Source organism: Streptomyces sp. NPDC104106 (assembly GCF_055584345.1).
Map to the genome: position 1 here is coordinate 1 of NZ_JBVJMF010000035.1, position 19,874 is coordinate 19,874.

The following is a 19,874-nucleotide window of genomic DNA, read 5'->3' on the forward strand; positions in this document are numbered from 1 at the left end:
GCCGCGGCCGTCCAGGGCATCGACGCCCTCAACCACGGCGACGTGGGCGTCCGCTCGCTCCAGGAACACGCGGAACACCTCACCGCAGCCCGCGATCACTCCTGACGGCGCACAACGCCGAGGGGGGACACCGACTCGGGTGTCCCCCCTCGGCGTTGTGCGCCGGTGTCCGTCAACTGGTGATGGCCGGGCCCGAGGTGTCGATGGCCAGGGAGACGGCGAGGGCGCCGAGCACCGTGCCCATCATGTAGCGCTGTACCTTCAGCCAGGAGGGGCGGCGGGAGAGGAAGACGGCGATCGTGCCGGCGGCGAGGACGATGGTCAGGTTGACGGCGATGCTGACCACGATCTGGAACGAACCGAGGATGATGCCCTGGAGCAGGACGTGGCCCTTGCCCAGGTCGATGAACTGGGGGATGAGGGAGAGGTACATGATGGCGATCTTCGGGTTGAGCAGGTTCGTCATCAGGCCCATGGTGAACAGCTTGCGCGGCGAGTCGTGGGGCACGTCCTGCGGGTCGAAGACGGAGATGCCGCCCGGCTTCAGGGCGTTCCAGGCCAGGTAGGCGAGGTAGGCGGCGCCCGCCAGCTTGACCGCGACGTACAGCTCGGGCACGGCGAGGAAGACGACCGACAGGCCCAGGTTCGCGGCGAGCAGGTACATCATGAAGCCGAGTGCCACACCGCCGAGGGAGATGATCCCGGCGCGCCGGCCCTGGGTGATGCTGCGGGAGACGAGATAGATCATGTTGGGGCCGGGGGTGAGCACCATGCCGAGTGCCACCACCGAGACGCCGAGGATTCCGCTCAGTTCAACCATGAAAACCCCTCATTCGTAGGTGTGTTGGGACGCCGTCCTCCGTGTGCGCCGTGTCGGCGCCGGCGTCGTGCCCGGCCTCGGCGAGGTCGTGGACGATGTCGTGCAGGAGATGGCGGGTGAAGAAGTCGACGGTGAGCCGCGGATCGCCCAGGCGCGGGTCGTCGCGCTGCCAGTCGTCGGTGGCCAGCCGGGCCAGGCGGCGGGCCAGGGCGTCGGCGGCCCGCCCCAGCTCCTCCGCCACCTGCCGGGGCTCCTCGTCCCGGTAGCGCGGGGCACTGTCGGGGCAATCCGCAGATGCTCCGGACGTCATACCGAGGCCCGAGGTCGATGCAATCCCGGATTGACCCAGGATTGCATCGAGCCGGGTGTGGAACAGCAGGCACATGTCCCGGACGTGGCAGCCGCACTCCAGGGGCGTCCAGGAGCACACGCCCGTGCGCCGGCCGCCGAGCCCGGGGTCACGGAGCACGTCCTGCCAGGCGGCGGCGTACTCGCGCAGGGTGTCGGCGATGGTGTCGTGACGGATCAGGCGGGATCGGAATCCGCAGTGGCGGCAGTCGGGCAGTGGCGCGGGAGCGCGGCCGAGCGGTGACGGGGTTCGGGTCGTCGTCTTCACTGAGCCCAGGCCTCCCTTCCCAGCCTCGGAGCAATGTCCGGAGCATATGGCAGGGCAATAGCTCCCTGCAACTGGACTATTGCACCGAGTGCAATGCTGTGGTTGGATGGAGGCGGCCCGGACAGGACGAGGGGAGCACGCGGAGTGAAGGACTATCAGAGCGTCGCCGACGCGGTGGCCGAGGAGATCCGCTCCGGCGTGCTCCGGCCCGGCGACCGCCTTCCCCCGCAGCGCGAGTTCGCACGGCAGCAGGGCATCGCCAACTCCACGGCCACCCGCGTGTACCAGGAGCTGGGCCGCCGCGGCCTGACCGTGGGGGAGGTGGGACGCGGCACATTCGTCCGCGCGGTGTCCGCGACGTCCGGTGCCGCCCTGCCCGCGCTCACCGAACCGGCGGCCGGCCGGGTCGACCTGGAGCTGAACTACCCGGCCGTACCCGGGCAGAGCGCGCTCCTCGCCGAGGGGCTCGGCGGGCTGCTGCGCCCCGACGCCCTCGGGTACGCCCTGCTGCCGGTCGGCGCGTCGGGCCTGCCGGCCGTCCAGGAGTCCGCCGCCGACACCCTCGCCTGCGGTGGCTGGCGCCCCGACCCCGCGCGGGTCCTCTTCGCGGGCAACGGCCGCCAGGCCATCTCGGCCGTCATCACCGCCCTGGTGCCGCCCGGCGGCCGCCTCGGCGTCGAGGAGCTGACGTACCCCGTCGTCAAGGCCGTGGCCGCCCGGCTCGCCATCACCCTCGTCCCGCTGGCCATGGACGACGACGGGCTGATCCCGGAGGCCGTGGCGCAGGCCCACGCCGCGGCCCCGCTGCACGCCGTCTACGTCCAGCCGAGGCTGCACAACCCGCTCTCGCTCACGATGCCCCCACGGCGCGTCGAGCAGCTCGCGGAGGTCCTGGTGCGCCTGCAGATCCCCGCGGTGGAGGACGCCGTCTGGGCGTTCCTGCGCGACGAACTGCCGCCGCTCGCGGCCTACGCGCCCGAGCACACCGTGCTGATCGACAGCCTGTCCAAGCGCATCGCGCCCGGTCTGACCCTCGGCTTCGCGGTGGCGCCGCCTGCCCTGGCGAGCGAGATCGCGGTCTGCCTCCGCTCGGGCGGCTGGTCCCCCATGCGGTTCGCGCTGGAGGCCGCCCACCGCTGGCAGCAGGACGGCACCGTGACGAAGCTGGTGGCCGCCAAGCAGCGGGAAGCGGCGGTACGTCAGGAGATCGCGGCCCGGTACCTCGCCGGTTTCGCGGTGCGGAGCCATCCGCGCTCCTATCACTGCTGGTGGCAACTGCCCCGCCCGTGGCGGGCGGACACGTTCGTCGCCGCGGCGGCGCGGCTCGGCATCGGGGTGGTGCCCGCCGCCGCGTTCACCGTCGGCGGCGGTCAGGCACCCGACGCCGTACGCATGGGCCTGGCCTCCCCGCAGCCGGAGGTTCTGTCGCAGGCACTCGGCAAGCTCGTCGAACTCGCCCGGTCCGCCCCGGACAACCTCGTCACCGACTGACGCCGGCCCGCGCCGCACCGGCGCACAGCCCGGGCGGCGGTGCGAACGGTCCGCCGCCGTGAAGGACCCCGTCGCGCAGGACGCTGTCGTACGCCTGGCGGTAGCGCCGTTCGAACTCCGCGAAGGCTTCCGCCTCGTCCGCCCTTGCGCGCAGGAACCCGTCGAGGGCGCGGGCCGCCAGTCCGGCGCCGCGGCCCGCCAGGTGCGTCCCGTGGGACGGCAGCGACTGCGCCCCGACCGCGCACGCGGCGTCGCCGACGAGCAGCATCCCGTGGCGCCACAGTCGGTCGTCGGCGTAGGACCAGTGCGGGCGCACCCGGATCCGGCCGGGGCCGCCGGGCACCCGGGAGGCGCCGGCCAGGAGGTCCCTGACCGGCGGACACGCCTCGGCGAAGCCGGACAGCGCGCCCTCGGGGTCCGTGCGCACCCGCTCCGCCAGGTCCGGCCCCACCACGGCACCCACCCGGGTGAGCCCGCCGCCGGCCGGAGCGGTCCAGAACCAGCCGCCGCCGAACGGGAAGCGCCGCGGGCCCTCCGCCCGGCCGGTGTCCGCCTTGAAGCAGGCGTACACCGCCAGCCCGGACGAGCCGCGCGCGCCGGCGACATGACGGCGCAGCAGGCTGTCGCCGCCCGAGGCGTCCACGACACAGCGGGCCCGCACGGTGCGGGCCGGCTCTCCCTCCGGGAGGTGGCGCAGCCCGGCCACGCGCTCGTCCTCGATGACGACATTGACCGCGGTGGACCGCTCCCGGACGACCACGCCCCGCGGGGCATCCGGGCAGAGGTCCCTCTCCAGCAGGAGCACCCGGTGTCCCCGGCCGGCCACCAGGGCCGCCGTGAGGAGCCCGGCGGGGCCCGCGCCGGCGATCACGACGTCGTACCGCTCGCTGGACATACCTCTTTTCCTCCCGAGGTCGGTGCACAGTAAAATTTACTCGGCAAAAATTTACTCGGTGACTTCTGCCGAGACGCTTTCGGGAAAACCGATCGTTTCTCCGAAAGAACTACGAAAAAGCACCTCGAGTCCCCCCGGGCATCCCCTGGGACACGGAACAGAGAAGTCCTCGTGGCGGAATTCGGTCTGGGTGGCCGGAATCAGCCCCAGGCGGAGTCGTTGTCCGTGGCTGCGATTCCCACGACAAGGGCGGTGCAGACGCGGCCGTACCGGACAGTCTGGTACATCTTCGATACCTCGCCAGTGTGAGTAGTTCCATGTTTAGCAATGTTCCGCCGGGCTGGCGGTCATGATCGTCCACGGCCTCCTGCCGGGCCGTTCGGCCTGGCAGGAGGCCGATCGACCGCGCCCCGCACGTGATCAATGATGCTGACGTGCGGACGGAGAGGCGAGGGCGACAGGCGTCGGGAACACGCAACGCGCCAACACGAAGGCGGGACATATGTGCCAGGAAGAGGACAACGAGGAAAAGGGCGACCGTCGAAAGCGCGCCGACGGAGGAACACCGGGCGTGTATTTCTGTGCCCAAGGACTGGAGCGTTACCGCGAAGCCCTCAACGACGGAACGATCTCGGGGGACGTTCCCGAATGCCTCATCGCCTACCGGCTGCTGCGCCCCGTTCCGGGCGTCACCGGCCTGTACGTCCCGATCCCCCCGAAAGTCGCCGAGGCGGAACTCTCCCGCTCCGTCGTACGGGAGATCGCACACCACGAGAATACGCTGGCGTCACTGCGCTCGTCCTTCGTGGCCGCCCAGAGCCTCTACCACCGGGCGCAGCACGACACCGGGGTCCTCATCGAGTCCCTGCGGGGCGCGGACGTGATCAGCCAGTCCCTGCGGCTGGTCGTCGAGGCGTGCACGGAGGAACTGCTCACGGCACAGCCGGGCGGCGGCCGTTCCCCCGCCCTGCTCGCCGAGGCCCTGCCCCGCGACCTGGCGATCCTGCGGCGCGGCGTCGCACAGCGGACGCTCTACCAGCACAGCGTCCGCTCCCACCAGCCGACGCTCGCCTACATCGAGCGCGTGACGGCCGAAGGCGCCCAGGTCCGCACCGTGGACGAGGTGTTCGAGCGCCTCATCATCTGCGACCGCTCGGTGGCCTTCATCCCCGGTATCCCCGAACGCAAGAACGCGGCGCTCGCCGTCCGCCACCCCGGCGCCGTCGCCTTCCTCGTCAAGGTCTTCGAGCACACCTGGGCACGCGCCCGTCCGGTCTCCATCGCCCCCGAACAGCACCGCCCGGACCTGGTGACCGACTCGGTCCGTGCCGCCGTGCTCCGCATGGTCGTCACCGGCCACACCGACGAGGCGATCGCCGCTCGCCTCGGCATGAGCTCCCGTACGGTCTCCGCCCACATCAAGAAGGTCGCCGAGGTTCTGGGCAGCCGCAGCCGCGCCGAGCTCGGCTACCTCATCTGCCAGCGCCGCATGCTCCTGGAGGAGGAGCCGGTCGTACCCGCCTGATTCCAAAATCCCCCCGTCCCGTGCCCGTAACCGCTGGTCAGGCTCCTGCTGCTGGGAGGGCCACTCGGTAGCGGTGTCGGTTTCAGCCGGCTCACCGGACGCCGGGTCCGCCCGGCGCGGCCGGTGCGTTCGACGAAGCGCCGGCCGCCGAGGCCGGCGTATCCGGCGTCGGGGGTCACCATGTGCCGGACGTCGGTGAGGACCGAGTGCTCCAGGGCGACCAGGACTCTTGCTCCTTGCCGCGCGGGCGACCTGCCGCCGGTCGTCAGCTCTCGGCCGTGAGTCCAGAAGCCGCCGCCGACCTCCTTGGTGTGCGTCTCACCGTCCGCCGACCGCAGAGACGGGTTGAGAGTGATGAGCACCATGCCCGATGCCGCGGGCTGGAGTTCCGCCGCGCCGGCCGATGCCGCCGGGGCGATGACGGCGCCAGTGGTCCGGGCAGCGGCGGTTGCGGACCTGGCCGGCCCCGGGGGATCGTGGCACCTACCCGGATGCCCTGTCGGGGCGTAACCCGAATGGCGCAACCGCACCGCCCGATCGAGTGCAGAAGATCCCCGCGTTCCCCTGCGCCGGGCCCGCTTCCCTGCCCCTGGCCAGGGGCTCAGAACCATCGGCCGGCGCCGTGCCTCCATCCCCGCCGCCAGCCAGCTCGTCGGACGCCTGCCGGCCTGCTTCACGCGGTGGGGTGGTCCCTGCTCGGCAGACCGGCCGAGCTGCCGCCGGCGGGGCCGCTGCCCGTTGCGGTGGCCGTGGCACGGTCCTTTGCGGCCGGCGTCGCTGCCGCGCAGCGGCGGGAGGAGAGGCGATCGGCGATGCAGGCTGTGATGGCGGCGGTGACCGCGGTCATCTCCGGGCGCCAGCCGGGCACGGCGTTGACCTCACACATGATGTAGGTGTCCTCGGCGGCGAACAACAGGTCCACCCCGGCGACGTCCAGGCCCAGGGCACGGGCCGCGTGCACCGCCAGTTGCTCTGCCTTCGGATAGCGGCCCGCGCACAGGGCGGCACCGCCGCCCTTGGCGACGTTGGACGCCAGGGCACCATTGCGGGAGACGTGCAGGGCGGCGCCCACCGGTTCGCCGTCGACCACGACGACGCGCAGCGTACGGCCGTGCGAGGGGGCCACATACTGCTGGAAGAGGAACGGCGCCTCGCGGGTGAGGCTGCCGGCCAGGTCGCGCAGCACGTGCGGGTCATCGGCGAGGAAGACCTGCCCGCCCCTGGCGCCGTTGACGGACTTCACCACACTCGGCACGACCAGGCCGGGGCTGCGGACGACACCTTCCATGGGGGCGGTCGCGTAGGAGAGGGTGTCGGGCACGGGCAGTCCGGCAAGGGCGAGTTCCTGTAACTGCCACAACTTGTTACGGCACTTCAGCTGGGCCCGGCTGCGTTGACGAGGGTGCTGCCCATGCATTCGAGGTGGCGCAGCAAGGTCACCTCGCGGTCCTCGCGCATGGGGCCGGCCACCTGGCGTACGCACACCACTTCGGGCGCGGGCAGATCCGCACCGCCCAGCGTGCCCGGCGTCAGCCTTCCCTCCCGGACGCCGAAGAGCAGCTCGTCGGTGTGCCAGACCGCGAAACGCGGGCCGTAGGCCTCAGCGAGCGCCGTGGCCAATTCCTGCGTAGACCGGCGCAGCACCGCCGGCCGCTCCCGCACCAGCATCCATACATCGGCGGGTGCCGGAATCGCCGGCCCGGCCCGGTGCTGTGTGACCACCTGAGCTCCTCGTCTCTTCGCTGCCCGCCGTCCGCGGGCCGTCGCCAGCGCAGTCTCCCAGTTCTGTCCCACCGTCCGATCGCCCGCAGGGTGTCCCGGCCGGGCGCGCCCGGCGTCGGCGTGCCGCCGTGAGAAGGCAGGCCGGGCCGCGGCGGCCCCGCGGCGAGGCCACCACCCTGCCCGGCCGGGCCGAGCACCCGGGGGTGTGCCGGCCCGCGCCGAGGGGGATCGCGCTGTGAGGGGTACTCAGATGACCACGCCCGTTGCGGCCGATCGCCGGCTGGGTGCGGCCACCGAGCACCTGGGCTCGGCGACCCGGGCTGTCCGCTCCGGCGCCAGGCGGTCGTCGCGCTCGCCAGCGGTCACCAAGCCGGTGAACCGCACACGCAAGGGGAAACCGTCAGAGCGAGGAGCGGACGTGGCGGACCCGGCTCCCGCACCCGGCTGTGCCACCGCCTGCGCACCCGCCCGGCAGGCAAGGGCAAACGCCGTGGCATGGGCGAGCGCGACTTCATCGCGCTGATCGACGGCACACACCAGCTCCTCAAGGCGCAGATCGCGCGGGTCTGGGACCGGCTCAACACGCGCGTCTCCCATGCCATGCGTAGGTTGATCGCCGAGCGTGAGTGGCTGACGGTGTTCCTGCCGGCGCGTGGGCACATGTCAAACGCAGTCTGGCCAACCCCGCCGTCGTCGCCCTCGACCGCCTGGAAACGCTCGTCCGCAACCGGCTCGGACTCCTGAAGTACCGGCCCGACACCCTCGACGGCTTCATGGCAGCACCGGCCTGACTCTCGACGACCCAGCGTCACCGTGACGAGCCGAAGCCGGTACCGACCCGCCCGGCAGCGGGCGGCCGGGCGGCGGCTCAGTAGCGCTCGGCCTTGACCAGCCGGGGCGTCAGCTTCGGTTCGGAGGGCTGCCGGCTGAACACGATCGGTTGGTCCTTCTTGCCCGGTTCGAGGTTCTCCGCGCCGGTGTACTGGGTCTCCACCACTTTTCCGTGCGGGTCCTCGAAGTCGACCTGCATGGCGTAGGACGCCTTGCGGGCGGTCTTGTTGGTGACGGTGAGCAGGACGGCGCGTACGCCTCCGGTCTGTGCGGTGGGCAGGCCGGTCATCCCCACCTCCGAGATGGCGTTGCCGCGCCCCTTCACGCCCTTGAGTGCCTTCTCGGCGGCAGCGGACCGCCGGGCGGACTCCGCCGACACCGACGCCTCGAACGCGGAGGCACGCGCAGAGGCGGAGGAGGCCGCGGCCGAGGCCGACGCCCGGACGGAGGAGATGGCCGCCGACGCCGAGGAGGCGATCGCGGGAGGGAGCGTCTGGGAGGAGAACGAGCCCGTCTGCGGCGCGGTGGGCGTCTTGCTCGCGGTGGAACTGCCGCCGCCACCGCCGCATCCGGCCAGTGCTGCGGCCGCGAGTGCCAGCGTCACGACGGCCGAGGCACCGGCGGCGAAGCGCGCTCCGTGAGGGCGGACGCGGGGGAAGGAGGGCAAGGGGGCCTCCGTCGTGTGATGTCGCACGGACTCATCGTCCGTACCACCTGTCCAGTCCGCGACCCGGGCTGGTTCCGACGGGTGGTGGTCAGGTGGCTTTAGGGGGACGCGACGTCCCGGGCGCGTTCTCCCAGTTCCTTGACGCCGCGCGTGCCGCGGTACGCCGGGAGGCCGGTGAGCATGGTCTTCAGGTGCAACGTCTCGCATCTGTGGGTGGAACCGGCCCGCCCGGTGGCGAGATCGACGGCAAGGAGAAAGGCCCCGGTCGGTTCCGGGTCCGCGGCGGAGGCGGTGGGCAGGAGGACGGGGGCTGGGCCTGGCGGGGGAGCCGCCGCGAGGTTCCGCGGGTCTCAGCTTCCGGTGAGGGGTCAGGCGTGTCACTGCGAAACGGTCCGGCCCGCCGCTTTCCCCCGTAGCGGCGGGCCGGACCGTGAGCGCGCCGGCGCTCCCCGCGCCCGGCAGGAAGTCCGGGACGGGGGGGGCCGCAACAGGTCGGCCGGGGCTGTCCTCCGGGGGCCCGCCTGCCCTCATGGCGCCGGATGCGAAGGCGTGGGCCGACTTGCCCTCCCCGCAGCCGGAACGGCAGTGGAACGTGCGCGGTTCGCCGGCCGCTACCGGCCGGCCCCACCCGCCGGCACCGCCGGAACGAAGGGTTCGACCGGGACGACTTCTACGCCGGCTTCGACCGCGGACAGGTGTCCGGACCGCCCCTGGTGCACCAGCCGCCGCGAGAGCACCCGGAACGTGGGCCTTTTCCGGAGAGAACTGCGCGACCTGCACGCCCGTGTCCGCACCGAGCAGCACAGACCCGGGTGGAAAGCCCGCTCCTGGCGAGTCGGGCCCTGGCACCTGACCTGGCCCGTCCCGAGATCCCCGCAGAGTCGGGCTCAGGTGTCGAGGAGTTCCGGCACGAAGATGTCCTCGCACGTCAGCCGGCGGCCGGACAGGCCCTGTTCGTGGTGGTAGCGCAAGAAGGTGTCGATGGCCTTGCGGTTTGCGCCGACCCCGTAGGGCCACCAGTCGTCGCCGAGCAGCCGGCGGTTCTCCTCGAACAGCGCGCTGAACCACGGCGTGATGACGCCCATGTGCTGCTTCGCGGCGTCGTTGAGGTACTTGCGCTCGGCGAGTTCCTTGGCCTCTGCGAAGGCGTCGTAGACGGCTCGTGCGAGGCCCTTGCGGTGTGCCAGTTCCCTGCGGATCGCGACGATGTGCATCGGGGGGAAGATCCCGGTGCGGCGGTAGTAGTCGCGCTCCACGGCCTCGTAGTCGGGGAACAGGCGGGCGACCTTCGGTGAGCCGTCCAGCACTGCCTGCGGTACGTCGATGGAGATCAGCGCGTCGATCTCGCCGGATTCGAGCATGGCGCCCAGGGTCTGGCCGTCCTGCGCGTGGCGCACGTCGACGCCGTCCGGGACAGGCTGCGGGACCCAGTCGAAGGCGGGCAGGGGGTGGTTGGTGCCGCCGATGACCCAGCGGCACTGGTCGGGGGTCACGCCGTACTCGTCGGCCAGGATGCCCTTCGGCCAGATCCCGGCGTCGTGGCCGTAGAGCCCGAACTCGCCGATGGTCCTGCCGGCGAGGTCCTGAGGCTTCTCGATCCCGCTGGCGGTGTTCACGAAGATCGCCGAGTGGCGGAAGTTGCGGTTGGGCAGGATCGGCAGCGCCAGGAACGGCGCATCGTCGAGGTCGAAGGTGCGCAGGAAGTAGGTGAGACCGAACTCGGCGAGATCGTAGTGCCCCTCAACGGCGCGGCGGAAGATGTCCGACACAAGGGGTGCCGTCTCGAACACCGCGTCCACCCCGTCGACCGTGACCCGGCCGTCGAACAGTGCCTCCGTGTGCTCGTATGCGTAGACGCCGATGCTCAGCTGCGTGCTCATCAGCGGATCTCCTCTCGGGCGGTCCGTGACTCGGGCCATTTACGTAAATGATCGTTCACTTTTATGATGGTCCCGGAACGCCCGAGCCGTCAAGGCGAATGCTCATTCACGATGAAAGGGACATCATGCCGCGCATCACAGCCGAGCGCCGCGAGGCCAAGCGCGCCGAGATCGTCGCGGCGGCCCGCCGCTGCTTCTCCCGCGACGGCTTCCACCAGACCTCGATGCCGGACATCGCCGCGGAGGCGGGTGTCTCGGCCGGCGCCCCGTACCGCTACTTCACCAGCAAGGAAGAGATCATCCTCGCCATTGCGGGCGACACGTTCCGGCTGATCTTCGAACCGGTCGAGCGGCTGGCCGACAGCACAGACGCCCCGGCCGTCGCCGAACTGGTGGCCGCCGCGCTCGACACGATCAGCGGCGAGACGGTGCAGGACGCGGCGGGGCACACGGTCCCGGTCGACGAGCTGCTGCGCTGCGTCGTGCAGACGTGGTCGGAGGTGCTGCGCAACGACGAGGTGCAGGGCCCGGCCGCGGAGGGCTTCGAGAAGGTCCGCGCCAGCATCGCCGCCGCGTTGCGCCGCGGCCGGGCCGCGGGCGCGGTGCCCGCCGCCGTGGACCCGGACCGCGCAGCCCGCATGGTGATGGCGCTGCTGCACGGACTCCTGCTCCAGCGTGTGGCTTTCGCACTCACGGACACGGCCGGCTTCGCCGACGACCTGCACGCCGGGCTCGTCCCGTGACGTGGGCGACGGGTACCGCAGCGCGGGCTGACCCTGGCGGGACGGGGCGAGGACGAAGAAGAGTACGAGGCCCAAGCACCCGCCTGAACACGAACGCGGGCCGACCGCGCTGGGATCGATCCGGATCCTGACACGCCATGGCATGGGCCGGGCCGCTCCGGACTGCCGGGCTTCTCGCCGGCGGGCTCTGGGCGCGGCGGGGGCGCCTGCGCCGAACCTCGCATCCATACCCTGGAGGCTTGATGATCAGGGCCATGAGGCAAGCCCCCGGCCGGAGTTGGACGTAGCGGCGGCAGGAGTCACCAGGACCGGGCCCGGCGCCGCGGGTCGCGGCGCGTCCCGGTACCGGGACGCGGAGATGACCTGGGTCGGCGGGGCAGCCGGGCCAGAGCGCGGTAGGCCGTGACGAGGGCCCGGTCGAGATCGGCTTGGCTGCGCGGGCCGAGGTGGGGGTGAGCGCAGGCGTGGCGGGTGCGGCGCAGGTCGCCCAAGAGCCGGCGGGACAGGCGGGTGCGCCGGTGCAGCCAGTCGACGGGCCGCCGGCCCTCGGGGACGCGCCTGGTCAGGCGGTCCCAGGCGATGATGACGCGCAGGAGGTCGACCGGGCGGACGTGGCTGAGCCACGGGTAGAAGGCCGCGTCGCCGGCGAACTCGGTACGGGTGCGGCAGGTGCAGGCAGCGGTCGTCACTCAAGGCCTCCCGGGGCACGGACGACGGCGCCGAGTAGCGCGGCGCCGGAAAAGGCGGGATGCCTCCAGTGCGCCGCGGGGCGGCTCGCTGCCCGAGCCGTCCGGACGACTCTGCACACGGCGCTGGCGGGATCCTTCACTGCCCGCCACCTCGCCCGGCTGGTGCCCCTCTCCTCCACCTCCGCCATGGTCACCGCCCAAGCGAGCGCGGACGAGGACGTCATGCCGACCGGGATCAAGGTGGTGCACGTCAAACGGTTCGCGGTGCCTGCCGGCGGCGCCCTCGTCTCGGTGGGCCAGTGCGGAGGCACCGGCAATCCGGTGCGCACCTTCCATGCAGACCTGAGCGCACCCAACCCCCTCCTGCGCCCGGTCGCCATTGCCCGGTCCGCCACGGGGCCGGCGGTCCCGGCGGCAACGTTCCCCTACCGGATCTCCCGTCACGACCCGGAAGAGTTCGAGCTGGACTTCGACCTGGGCAAGAGCGCGCAGGCGTGCACGTTCGCGGTGGAGGTGGACTGGGTCGACGCCGGCCACGCCGGCAGCACGCTCATCGACAACGGCGGCAAGGGCTTCACGGTCATGCCCGATCAGACATGGCCCCGCTACCAGGCACCGACCCTGGGAGACAAGCTGCAGCCCGACGGCACCCACAAGCCCACCGCGCCCCACTAGGACCTGCTCCGGGCGATCACGCCTCCCGCTAGGGTGAGCCGGCGGAGGGACCTGGTGAGTGCCGTGGAGATGAGTCGCGCGCAAGCCGTCGCGCTCGTGCAGCGGATCATGCAAGCGGACTACGCCTCGCACGACGAGGCGGACGGCTGGCTGGACAGGCTCGACAGAGCCCTGGCATGCCCGTCCGGCCATGTCAGCGGCCTGATCTTCTGGCCGCCGGAGCGGAAGCTTTCGGCTGATGAGGTAGTCGATCAGGCCCTGGCGTATCGACCGATCGCTTTGTGAGCTCGGGACTCAGAAGCTGTTGTCTTGTCGCTCTTGAGCGGTGGCGGTCGAGCGAGGGTGTGACGTGTGATTGCCCCGCACGCGTGTACGGCAATGCGGCCGACCGGCCCGAGCGGCAGCGCCCGGTATCCGGACATGACGGACGGGGAGTGGGCGGCGACCCGGCCCACGGCGCCACCTCTCACCGTGGGCCCGTGGGCCGAGGGGCCCGGCCGCTACACTGCCTACGCTGGTCGAACTGATGATCCAAAGGCTGGGGTTGTGAATCTCAAGGCTAGGCGCGTTGCGTGCGCAGCGGCCCTCTCGCTGGGCATCGTCCCGGTGCCGGCGTGCAGCAGCGCCAACGGGACGGCCCCGGCACCCCCAAAGCCTTTGCCGACTACCGCACGGCGGTCGGCGCAGTCGATTTCCCACCCCACCCATCCACCAGCCGGCTCCACTTCGCCCTCGGCGGCAAGTGGGACACCAATGACGCAGAGCCGGCTCGAGGCTGCCGCGATAACCGCCGCGGACGTTCCGGCCCTGCGAGCCGACCCGGCACATGACAGCACCGGGATCATGACTCGAAGGCTCGCGGCGAGCTCCGGAGGGCCGGTCTGCACGGAATTCCTTAACGCTTCCAACGCGTCCGCAGACTCCTACCATCCCTCTTCGGAGCTGGGCAGGTCCTTCATCGCCCACACGACCGCCGGAACGATGAAGATCAGGGTCTCTTTGGTGGGCCACGCCTCGTCGGCCGATGCGCAGCAGGTCATCGACGACACTCGTAACTCGGCCGAGGGATGCCCCCGTCTTACGGACGAGGGTGGGAAGCAGCGCATGAACTTGGCCCCCCTGCCACTGCCGGTAATGGGTGACGATTCCACCGTTACCCGTGTCGGCCTGATCTCCGACAGGCTGAGCGAATGCGCGACCGTTGGCCTGGTGCGAGTGGGCACGGTATCGCTCACCATCACAGTGTTCGCACACGACGGGTATTACCCCAGCATGCTCCAAGAGGTGGCGAAAGCGTCCGTGAGCAAGCTCCAAAGAGCGCAACGCTAGATCGCTCTGCTGTCCCGATGCGCGCCTGGCATCGCGGCGTCAGGGAAGGCCCGAGCGGTGTAAGAAGCTGTTGGCTCCTCGGGCTTGAGCGGTGTTCATCGAACTGGAAGGGTCGGTGAGGACCACCTCGGTTGCGGCCTCCGGCCCGCTCGATGAGCGGGGTCGCCTCTTCGAGGTACTGCTGGAAACCGGTGGGGTCGGTGACATCGAGGTCGATGACGACGTATGCGGGCGCTTCGGCGGCTGGCTCGCCGAGCAAGGCCGCGCCGGGCGGCCGACTGGCTGCGGCGGCCCTGCAGAATGTGGTGACCATCCGCCAGGGTGCAACTGCGCACGCACGCGCCCACGCCGCCCGCTGCGCCATATGAACCCAGCCACTCGGCGCCCGGGGAGGTCCGGATCAAGCCGGGCGGGCAGCTCCCCGCCCGGTGAGGGGTGCGGAGATCCTCCACCGCACACAGAGGCGGTGAGCGCAGACGCAGCGACCAGGGCGACGAACACCGTCTGCCGGAACCAGGCCGGAACCGGGCAACCGGATCCACCCGCAACCCATGCCGCGCCCGCCGGGACCAACGCCGCGGCGGGGGAGAGGCCCCCGCAGACGCCGACGGCCCCGCCCTCACCGTCCGAGGGCGGCCGCTCGCGCCTCACGGCACGCGGCCCCACCTGGCGGAACGAGCCTCCAAGATGCGGCCGTAAGAGCGAAGGATCATCCTGGACGAGACGCGGAATCTGCGCCGGGAGATGACGGCGATGAGCACACGACGACCCACCGAAGCAGCACTCACACTCGGGGCGGCCCTGGCCGTCGCGGCGCTCGGTCTCGCCGGCCCCGCCCTTGCTACGACGGCTCAACCAGGGCCGGGCCAACCATGCTCGACGCTGAACGCCACCACAACCGACAGCAACGGGCAGACCATGTGGTGCAAACAGACGATGACAGGCGACCACAACCTGTACTGGATGTACGGCGGACCGGCATAGCGCGTACTCGCAGCCGCGGCGGGGCCACATTCCTGGCGGGCGTGCCTGTGGGACCGCTCCCTGCCGGATGAGATCCGCGACCCCGCCGAACTGCTGCCCCCGCCGGTGCAGATGTCGGAGGAGGAGATCGAGGACGCGCTCGCGCTGATGGACACGATGACTCCCGACGCGCTGGCCGCTCAGCGGCGCGAGCGCGCAGGCGGTCCGCAGCGAGAAGGGGCTCCGCTGGGGCGGACGCCCCCCCGACTCGGCGGTCTGATCGATCCGGTGCGGTGAAGCCGAACCACGCATCAGTCCGACAGCAGGGGCGGGACTGGCCTCGTGATCGCGGCAGCCGGCAGCAGAACGTCAGGTTCGGCGCCGGGATCCCCGGCGATGACGAGGCCGGCCGCGTCGATGTCGAAGCCGTTCGGCCAGAGGGCCAGGTCGCTCACCAGCGCGCCTTCGAGTCTCGCGTGCCGCAGGTCGGCACTGCCGAGGTCGCAGCCCCGCAGGTCGGCCGATCGCAGATCCGCACGGACGAACACCGCCCCCTGGGCCCGGGCCTTGCGCAGGTTCGCCTCCCTGAGGTCCGCACCGGAGAAGTCCGCCTCCCGCAGGTCGGCCTTGACCAGGCGTGCGCCGCGCAGATCGGCTTCGAGACAGCGGGCCCGGTGAAGAACCGACGTCCCGAGTTCGGCATGACGCAGGTTGGCCTCGATCAGTGACGCCCCGCTCAGGTTGACCTGGTACACGCTCGCCGCTTCCAGGCACGCGGCGTCGAGGTTGACGCCGTTCAGCCACAGCCCGTCGCAGTCGGCTCGGCGAAGATCGGTGAAGCTGACGTTGAGCCAACCCGGGCCGCGTTCCTGGCAGAGGACCTCCAGGCAGGTGAGCGCCACCTGAGCGTCGGCGGCACGAGTCTCCAGCGGGCGCACCGAGTTGATGGACGCGTCCGCCGCCGGGGCGCCCGGCTCCTGTGGCGGCCACGGCAGATGCGTCCGAAGGTATGCCGCCATGATCGAGACAACGGCCTCGTGGTCGTGGGCGGAGTGGTCCGCGATCCGTCACAGTGCGTAGATGCCGCCTATCCGCACGTCCAGCTTGTCACTGCCGAGCTGTTCCACTGCCCGGCTGAAGCGATCGGTGACATTGCCCTCCCGGCTGGCGTTCAGCCCGTCCTGGCTGACACGCAACTGCCGCCAGGTGGCGTAGGCGCCGAACAGGACGACCGCGCCACCGACCGCCCGCAGGAGCGTGGTACGCACGTTGTTCACCGCGTTCATCCGGTCCGCGGCGGCAAGGTGGCCGCCGGCGAGATCGTGGTCCACCACCATCCCCGGAAGGACCAGAAGCACGACGAACAGCACGGCCAGTACGGCCGCCCCGGCCAACGCCACGGCGACCGTGTGAGTCGCACGCCAGCGGATGCGAACAGATCCCCCCATGGTCATCGGATCCTGGAGCCAAGGCCGAACCCGGCGAAGTCATGTGGTCACGGCACCAGGGAACCTTGCCCGCGCGGAGAGCGGTGACGGCCTTGGCGATGCGCCGTCGCCTGGTCCCGGCTGTCCTGGCGGCCTCGACCGGTTCGACGACCCGGCGTTTGTTGCTGTAGGACAAACCGTCGAAGAACGTCCTGGCCTCGGCATCCAGCGCCTCCGCGCGGTCGGCCGGCACGGCGACCTCACGGGGCGCGGTGTCGAGCCGCAGTTCCACCTCGACCTCATCGCCCGCCGCCACCCGGGCCTTCGCGCGGTTGTCGCAGCTGAGACCGACCAGGAACTGCCCGCCCGTCATGGCGATGCTGCTGCGGGAGGTGTGGCCGTCGATGGTGACCTGAATTGGCCTTGCACCACGACAACTTCGACCTGCCCGGGGACCCCGGCCAGCGCATCGTCGCCTTCAGCCCGGTGCCGCACCCGCCCGCCGAAGCCGCCTTTGGGCAGCTCAGTGCGCCGTGCTTGCGGCCGGAGCAGCCGAACGCGGTGTCTTCGGCGCGGGCTTGAGCGTGATCACGGGAGTCATCGCGTGCGGAGCGCGGCCCGCCGCGGTCGCGGATGGGCTGCCCGGCCTCGGTGACACGGCGGCCTGGATCCGGGGCAACGCCGACCGGGCACCGGTCGAGTACCGGCGCGGGCTGCGGCACTCCCGTTCCTGGGCAGTGTCCGGCGGGTTGTGCGGACGGCCTGGGGCCCGGCTATGACGCGCGCGGCCGCCCTGAAGGCTCAAGGCGTGCTCGTGGCGAGCGTAGCCCTGGTCAGCGAGCGATCTCGTCCAGCAGCGATGCCAGTTCGGCGGGCCGGGAGAACATCGGCCAGTGCCCGGTTGGCAGGTGGAGCAGGTCCATTGCGGCCATCGGTTCGAAGACCGGGTCGCCGCCGTCGGCCAGCATGCGTACCTGCTCGGGAGTGAACGTTGAGGCGATCACGGAACAGTGCGTGTCCGGCGGCACCGTGGGCCGGTTCAGGGGGCGAGTGGCGGTCGCGAACGGCTGGGGGGTGGCCAACTCGACCATGCGCGCGCGTTGTTCGCTGGTGAGTCCTGCCAGATTGTCCGGGTCCGCTGCCGGGTCGAACGGCGGTACTGGCAGCTGCCAGCCGTGCCCCTGTTCCGCGACCTGCTTGCGCCACTCCTCCTGCGTCTGGGGCGTATTGAAGTCGATCAGAGCCATGCCGCCGGGCAATGGTCCGGCGTCCACATATACGATCCGGGCGATCCGCTCCGGGATCCGGTCTGCGGCACCAGTAACCGGCAGGTTCGCTCCGCTGTGCCCGACCAGCACCACATCCCGCAGATCGTTGTCGTCGATGAGACGGACGATGTCATCTACGTGTGTGTAGACGTCCACATCGGGGGCGGCCTCGGCTGCCCGGTCGGCCAGGCCGGTCAGCGTGAGGGGGTAGACGTCATGTCCTGCTGCCCTCAGCTCCGGTGTCACTTCTTCCCATGCCCACGCTCCGAGCCAGAACCCGGGAACCAGAACCATCTCTGCCATGGCCACTCTCATTTCGCGCTCAGCCTGCGATGTCGGACGCCAAGCTAGGCACGATGGCGGACACCGGCTGTCCTAAATCCGGGTGGCGACGGCAGCTTTCCGAGCAGTTCGAACGCAGCCGCTAAAGGCTTCGGGAGCCACGGACGGAGCCGGAGGCGTACGGCGGCAACGGTCACGGTGCCGTGAAGGACGTATGCTTCTTGCCGAAGCGCGTTGCCACGGCCTGGTCGACCGTCAACCGGTTGGTCAGCCGCCCGACTTCGTTTCTGCGGGCCCAGGCCGTGTCTCCCGACTTCAGTGGGGCATGAGGGGCTTCGCGGATTCTCGTAGACTCATGACGTGGCATTCATGAGCACCCCGCACTGCTGCTTCCTGTGATCGCAAGGCGCTGAGGGCGATGCCGGACGGCGTCGCCCTCCTTGGCGTGCCTGGAGTGAACCACGCTCCCAACGCTGCCCACTCCTTCCTGAGGCAATGGCACGGTGAGCGCGCGTGCAGGCACGGGCTCTTCCCTCCACCCTTGCCAGGAGTGCCTCGTGCCTGTGTCGCTTCCCCCTGCCCTCGAGCTGTCTGTCGACCTGTTGTGTTGCCCAACGTGCCGCGCACGCGCCCCCTGTACCCAGACCGTGGCGCACTGCGCTGCCCGGTGGGCCACGCCTTCGGCATCGCCCGCCACGGCTACGCCGGCCTGCTGACGGGCACCCGCGCCACCAGCGGCGACGACGCGGCCATGGTTCAGGCCCGGGAGCGATTCCTATCCGCCGGCGCCTTCGTGCCCATCCGTGAAGTCGCGGCCCGCCTGGCAGCCGACGCCGTGTCCGGGGAGGCCACGGTTGTGGACGTAGGGTGCGGCACGGGCTATTACCTGGCCGGCGTACTCGACCAGTTGTCCGGCGCCCGCGGTCTGGGCCCGGACACATCAGTACGCGCTCTGCGCTCGGCAGCCCGAGCCCACGAACGAGGCGCCGCGGTGGCCTGGGACGTCTTCCGTCCCTCCCGCCGGTTGACGGGGCTGCCGATGTCGTGCTGAACGTGTTCGCTCCGCGCAACCCGGCCGAGTTCCACCGGGTGCTGCGCCCGGCCGGCCGGTTGATCGTGGTCCGTCCCACCGGGCGGCACCTGGCTGAGCTGCGTGGCCGGTTGCCGGCGATGGTCACGATCGACCCGGCCAAGGAACAGCGCCTGCACCGGGCGCTGGATCCTTTCTTCGAGGCCGCTGTCACCGAACAGGTGGAGTACGCCGCGACCCTGTCCAGGCTGGATGCCCTGGACCTGGTAGCGATGACGCCGAGCGCACGTCACGTGAGCCGCGCAGACCTGAATGACGGCCGCCTTCTGCCTGATCAGGTCACCGTTTCCGTGCTGGCCACCGCCTACCAGCCTCGGTGACCACGAGCGGGCGCATGCGCCTGCTGACCGACGAGCAGGGGGCACGCCTGGCGCCCTGCCTTCCCCGCAACGCGGGGACGGCAGGGCGACCGTTCGCCGACCACCGTCGTATCACCGAAGGGATTATCTACCGGTACCGCACCGGCATCCCCTGGAGAGACCTGCCCCGCGAAGCGTTCGGGCCCTGGCAGACGGTATGGAAACGCCATCGCAGACGGGCGGCTGACGGCACCTGGGACGCGGTGCTCGCACAGCTGACCGCCCAGGCATCCTCGACCGGCGGAATCGACTGGACGGTCTCGGTTGACTCGACGATCGACCGGGCCCACCAGCACGCCACGAACACGACCCGGCCGGAGAAGGACACCGGCGCCGCCACCTGCCGCAGCAAGAACGACGCCCCTGCGACCAGGGGTGAGCCGACGGGCCACGCAATAGGCCGATCCCGTGGGGGCCTGACAACCAAAATCCATCACGCCGTAGACGGCAACGGCCGCCCGCCGGCGGTCGTAGGTGGAACGATCTTTCAGCCTGCTCAAGCAGTGGCGGGGTCTGGCCATCCGTTATGACAAACTCGCGATCGTCTATCGCTCTGCAGCCGTGCCGGCGGCGGTCATCGCCTGGCTACGAAGTTGAGAGAC

Annotated in this window: 19 protein-coding genes and 4 pseudogenes; 11 read left to right on the forward strand and 12 right to left on the reverse strand. The window is 70.9% G+C overall.

What is annotated here, in order from left to right; genetic code table 11:
* Positions 1-172 precede the first annotated feature (172 nt).
* Together ACZ60X_RS42615 and ACZ60X_RS42620 are read right to left on the reverse strand one after the other, a co-directional pair.
* Complete coding sequence (locus tag ACZ60X_RS42615) at positions 173-820, reverse strand: LysE family translocator (RefSeq protein WP_469611005.1); 648 nt, start codon at positions 818-820, stop codon at positions 173-175.
* Positions 813-1,436 (reverse strand): DinB family protein, encoded by a 624-nt coding sequence (locus ACZ60X_RS42620; protein WP_469611007.1) that lies wholly within the window; start codon positions 1,434-1,436, stop codon positions 813-815. The genes ACZ60X_RS42615 and ACZ60X_RS42620 overlap by 8 nt, the downstream gene beginning before the upstream one ends.
* A 144-nt stretch (positions 1,437-1,580) precedes the next feature.
* On the opposite strand from ACZ60X_RS42620, the gene ACZ60X_RS42625 reads away from it, so the two are divergent.
* On the forward strand, positions 1,581-2,927 hold the full coding sequence (locus ACZ60X_RS42625; RefSeq protein ID WP_469611010.1) for an aminotransferase-like domain-containing protein: 1,347 nt from the start codon (positions 1,581-1,583) through the stop codon (positions 2,925-2,927).
* Here ACZ60X_RS42625 and ACZ60X_RS42630 read toward each other — a convergent pair.
* On the reverse strand, positions 2,917-3,822 hold the full coding sequence (locus ACZ60X_RS42630; RefSeq protein ID WP_469611012.1) for an NAD(P)/FAD-dependent oxidoreductase: 906 nt from the start codon (positions 3,820-3,822) through the stop codon (positions 2,917-2,919). The two genes, ACZ60X_RS42625 and ACZ60X_RS42630, sit on opposite strands and share 11 nt — an antisense overlap.
* A gap of 571 nt (positions 3,823-4,393) precedes the next feature.
* Here ACZ60X_RS42630 and ACZ60X_RS42635 point away from each other — a divergent pair.
* A complete protein-coding gene (locus ACZ60X_RS42635; protein WP_469611014.1) occupies positions 4,394-5,347 on the forward strand; it encodes a helix-turn-helix transcriptional regulator in 954 nt (317 codons plus the stop codon).
* A gap of 673 nt (positions 5,348-6,020) precedes the next feature.
* Here the strand turns inward: ACZ60X_RS42635 and ACZ60X_RS42640 are convergent.
* Positions 6,021-6,707 (reverse strand): ATP-grasp domain-containing protein, encoded by a 687-nt coding sequence (locus ACZ60X_RS42640; RefSeq protein ID WP_469611016.1) that lies wholly within the window; start codon positions 6,705-6,707, stop codon positions 6,021-6,023.
* A gap of 14 nt (positions 6,708-6,721) precedes the next feature.
* Positions 6,722-7,069, reverse strand: a complete 348-nt coding sequence (locus ACZ60X_RS42645) for a hypothetical protein (RefSeq protein WP_469611019.1) — start codon at positions 7,067-7,069, stop codon at positions 6,722-6,724.
* Positions 7,070-7,495: 426 nt separating this feature from the next.
* On the opposite strand from ACZ60X_RS42645, the pseudogene ACZ60X_RS42650 reads away from it, so the two are divergent.
* A pseudogene (locus tag ACZ60X_RS42650) lies at positions 7,496-7,886 on the forward strand (IS630 family transposase); the annotation flags it as partial.
* Between the two features lie 51 nt (positions 7,887-7,937).
* Here ACZ60X_RS42650 and ACZ60X_RS42655 read toward each other — a convergent pair.
* Entirely contained in the window at positions 7,938-8,567 is a 630-nt protein-coding gene (locus tag ACZ60X_RS42655) for a hypothetical protein (protein WP_469611021.1), read from the reverse strand.
* A gap of 887 nt (positions 8,568-9,454) precedes the next feature.
* Positions 9,455-10,447 (reverse strand): 4,5-dihydroxyphthalate decarboxylase, encoded by a 993-nt coding sequence (locus tag ACZ60X_RS42660; protein ID WP_469611023.1) that lies wholly within the window; start codon positions 10,445-10,447, stop codon positions 9,455-9,457.
* Between the two features lie 125 nt (positions 10,448-10,572).
* On the opposite strand from ACZ60X_RS42660, the gene ACZ60X_RS42665 reads away from it, so the two are divergent.
* Positions 10,573-11,190, forward strand: a complete 618-nt coding sequence (locus ACZ60X_RS42665) for a TetR/AcrR family transcriptional regulator (RefSeq protein WP_469611025.1) — start codon at positions 10,573-10,575, stop codon at positions 11,188-11,190.
* Between the two features lie 299 nt (positions 11,191-11,489).
* Here ACZ60X_RS42665 and ACZ60X_RS42670 read toward each other — a convergent pair whose 3' ends face one another.
* Positions 11,490-11,879: a hypothetical protein gene (locus ACZ60X_RS42670; RefSeq protein WP_469611027.1), complete on the reverse strand. Its 390-nt coding sequence runs from the start codon at positions 11,877-11,879 to the stop codon at positions 11,490-11,492.
* A gap of 186 nt (positions 11,880-12,065) precedes the next feature.
* Here ACZ60X_RS42670 and ACZ60X_RS42675 point away from each other — a divergent pair, with 186 nt between their 5' ends.
* The 5 genes from ACZ60X_RS42675 to ACZ60X_RS42695 all read left to right on the forward strand — a co-directional run bounded on the left by ACZ60X_RS42675 (position 12,066) and on the right by ACZ60X_RS42695 (position 15,143).
* On the forward strand, positions 12,066-12,554 hold the full coding sequence (locus ACZ60X_RS42675; RefSeq protein ID WP_469611029.1) for a hypothetical protein: 489 nt from the start codon (positions 12,066-12,068) through the stop codon (positions 12,552-12,554).
* A 69-nt stretch (positions 12,555-12,623) separates the two neighbouring features.
* A complete protein-coding gene (locus tag ACZ60X_RS42680) occupies positions 12,624-12,839 on the forward strand; it encodes an e9imm peptide (RefSeq protein ID WP_469611096.1) in 216 nt (71 codons plus the stop codon).
* Positions 12,840-13,307: 468 nt separating this feature from the next.
* The gene (locus ACZ60X_RS42685; protein ID WP_469611031.1) at positions 13,308-13,883 is read left to right on the forward strand and encodes a hypothetical protein; all 576 of its coding nucleotides are present in this window, start codon (positions 13,308-13,310) and stop codon (positions 13,881-13,883) included.
* Between the two features lie 753 nt (positions 13,884-14,636).
* Complete coding sequence (locus tag ACZ60X_RS42690; RefSeq protein ID WP_469611033.1) at positions 14,637-14,867, forward strand: hypothetical protein; 231 nt, start codon at positions 14,637-14,639, stop codon at positions 14,865-14,867.
* Between the two features lie 111 nt (positions 14,868-14,978).
* Entirely contained in the window at positions 14,979-15,143 is a 165-nt protein-coding gene (locus ACZ60X_RS42695) for a hypothetical protein (RefSeq protein ID WP_469611036.1), read from the forward strand.
* Positions 15,144-15,157: 14 nt separating this feature from the next.
* Here ACZ60X_RS42695 and ACZ60X_RS42700 read toward each other — a convergent pair whose 3' ends face one another.
* The 4 genes and pseudogenes from ACZ60X_RS42700 to ACZ60X_RS42715 all read right to left on the reverse strand — a co-directional run bounded on the left by ACZ60X_RS42700 (position 15,158) and on the right by ACZ60X_RS42715 (position 17,844).
* Positions 15,158-15,865, reverse strand: a complete 708-nt coding sequence (locus tag ACZ60X_RS42700) for a pentapeptide repeat-containing protein (RefSeq protein WP_469611038.1) — start codon at positions 15,863-15,865, stop codon at positions 15,158-15,160.
* Between the two features lie 48 nt (positions 15,866-15,913).
* Positions 15,914-16,294: a hypothetical protein gene (locus ACZ60X_RS42705; protein ID WP_469611040.1), complete on the reverse strand. Its 381-nt coding sequence runs from the start codon at positions 16,292-16,294 to the stop codon at positions 15,914-15,916.
* A 79-nt stretch (positions 16,295-16,373) separates the two neighbouring features.
* A pseudogene (locus ACZ60X_RS42710) lies at positions 16,374-16,694 on the reverse strand (YdeI/OmpD-associated family protein); the annotation flags it as partial.
* 412 nt (positions 16,695-17,106) lie between these two features.
* Positions 17,107-17,844, reverse strand: coding sequence for an alpha/beta fold hydrolase (locus ACZ60X_RS42715; RefSeq protein ID WP_469611042.1), 738 nt, complete (start codon positions 17,842-17,844; stop codon positions 17,107-17,109).
* Between the two features lie 536 nt (positions 17,845-18,380).
* Between ACZ60X_RS42715 and ACZ60X_RS42720 the strand changes: the two are divergent.
* Both ACZ60X_RS42720 and ACZ60X_RS42725 read left to right on the forward strand, forming a co-directional pair.
* Positions 18,381-19,233 (forward strand): annotated as a pseudogene (locus tag ACZ60X_RS42720) (methyltransferase domain-containing protein).
* Positions 19,230-19,869: pseudogene (locus tag ACZ60X_RS42725) on the forward strand (IS5 family transposase). Before ACZ60X_RS42720 ends, ACZ60X_RS42725 begins: the two co-directional pseudogenes overlap by 4 nt.
* Positions 19,870-19,874 lie beyond the last annotated feature (5 nt).

Coding starts and splice junctions, on each gene's coding strand:
- ACZ60X_RS42715 (WP_469611042.1), bottom strand. CDS start 17,844: ATGGCAGAGATGGTTCTGGTTCCCGGGTTCTGGCTCGGAGCGTGGGCA.
- ACZ60X_RS42695 (WP_469611036.1), top strand. CDS start 14,979: ATGTCGGAGGAGGAGATCGAGGACGCGCTCGCGCTGATGGACACGATG.
- ACZ60X_RS42690 (WP_469611033.1), top strand. CDS start 14,637: ATGAGCACACGACGACCCACCGAAGCAGCACTCACACTCGGGGCGGCC.
- ACZ60X_RS42680 (WP_469611096.1), top strand. CDS start 12,624: ATGAGTCGCGCGCAAGCCGTCGCGCTCGTGCAGCGGATCATGCAAGCG.
- ACZ60X_RS42705 (WP_469611040.1), bottom strand. CDS start 16,294: ATGGGGGGATCTGTTCGCATCCGCTGGCGTGCGACTCACACGGTCGCC.
- ACZ60X_RS42630 (WP_469611012.1), bottom strand. CDS start 3,822: ATGTCCAGCGAGCGGTACGACGTCGTGATCGCCGGCGCGGGCCCCGCC.
- ACZ60X_RS42685 (WP_469611031.1), top strand. CDS start 13,308: ATGACGCAGAGCCGGCTCGAGGCTGCCGCGATAACCGCCGCGGACGTT.
- ACZ60X_RS42660 (WP_469611023.1), bottom strand. CDS start 10,447: ATGAGCACGCAGCTGAGCATCGGCGTCTACGCATACGAGCACACGGAG.
- ACZ60X_RS42665 (WP_469611025.1), top strand. CDS start 10,573: ATGCCGCGCATCACAGCCGAGCGCCGCGAGGCCAAGCGCGCCGAGATC.
- ACZ60X_RS42700 (WP_469611038.1), bottom strand. CDS start 15,865: ATGGCGGCATACCTTCGGACGCATCTGCCGTGGCCGCCACAGGAGCCG.
- ACZ60X_RS42675 (WP_469611029.1), top strand. CDS start 12,066: ATGGTCACCGCCCAAGCGAGCGCGGACGAGGACGTCATGCCGACCGGG.
- ACZ60X_RS42615 (WP_469611005.1), bottom strand. CDS start 820: ATGGTTGAACTGAGCGGAATCCTCGGCGTCTCGGTGGTGGCACTCGGC.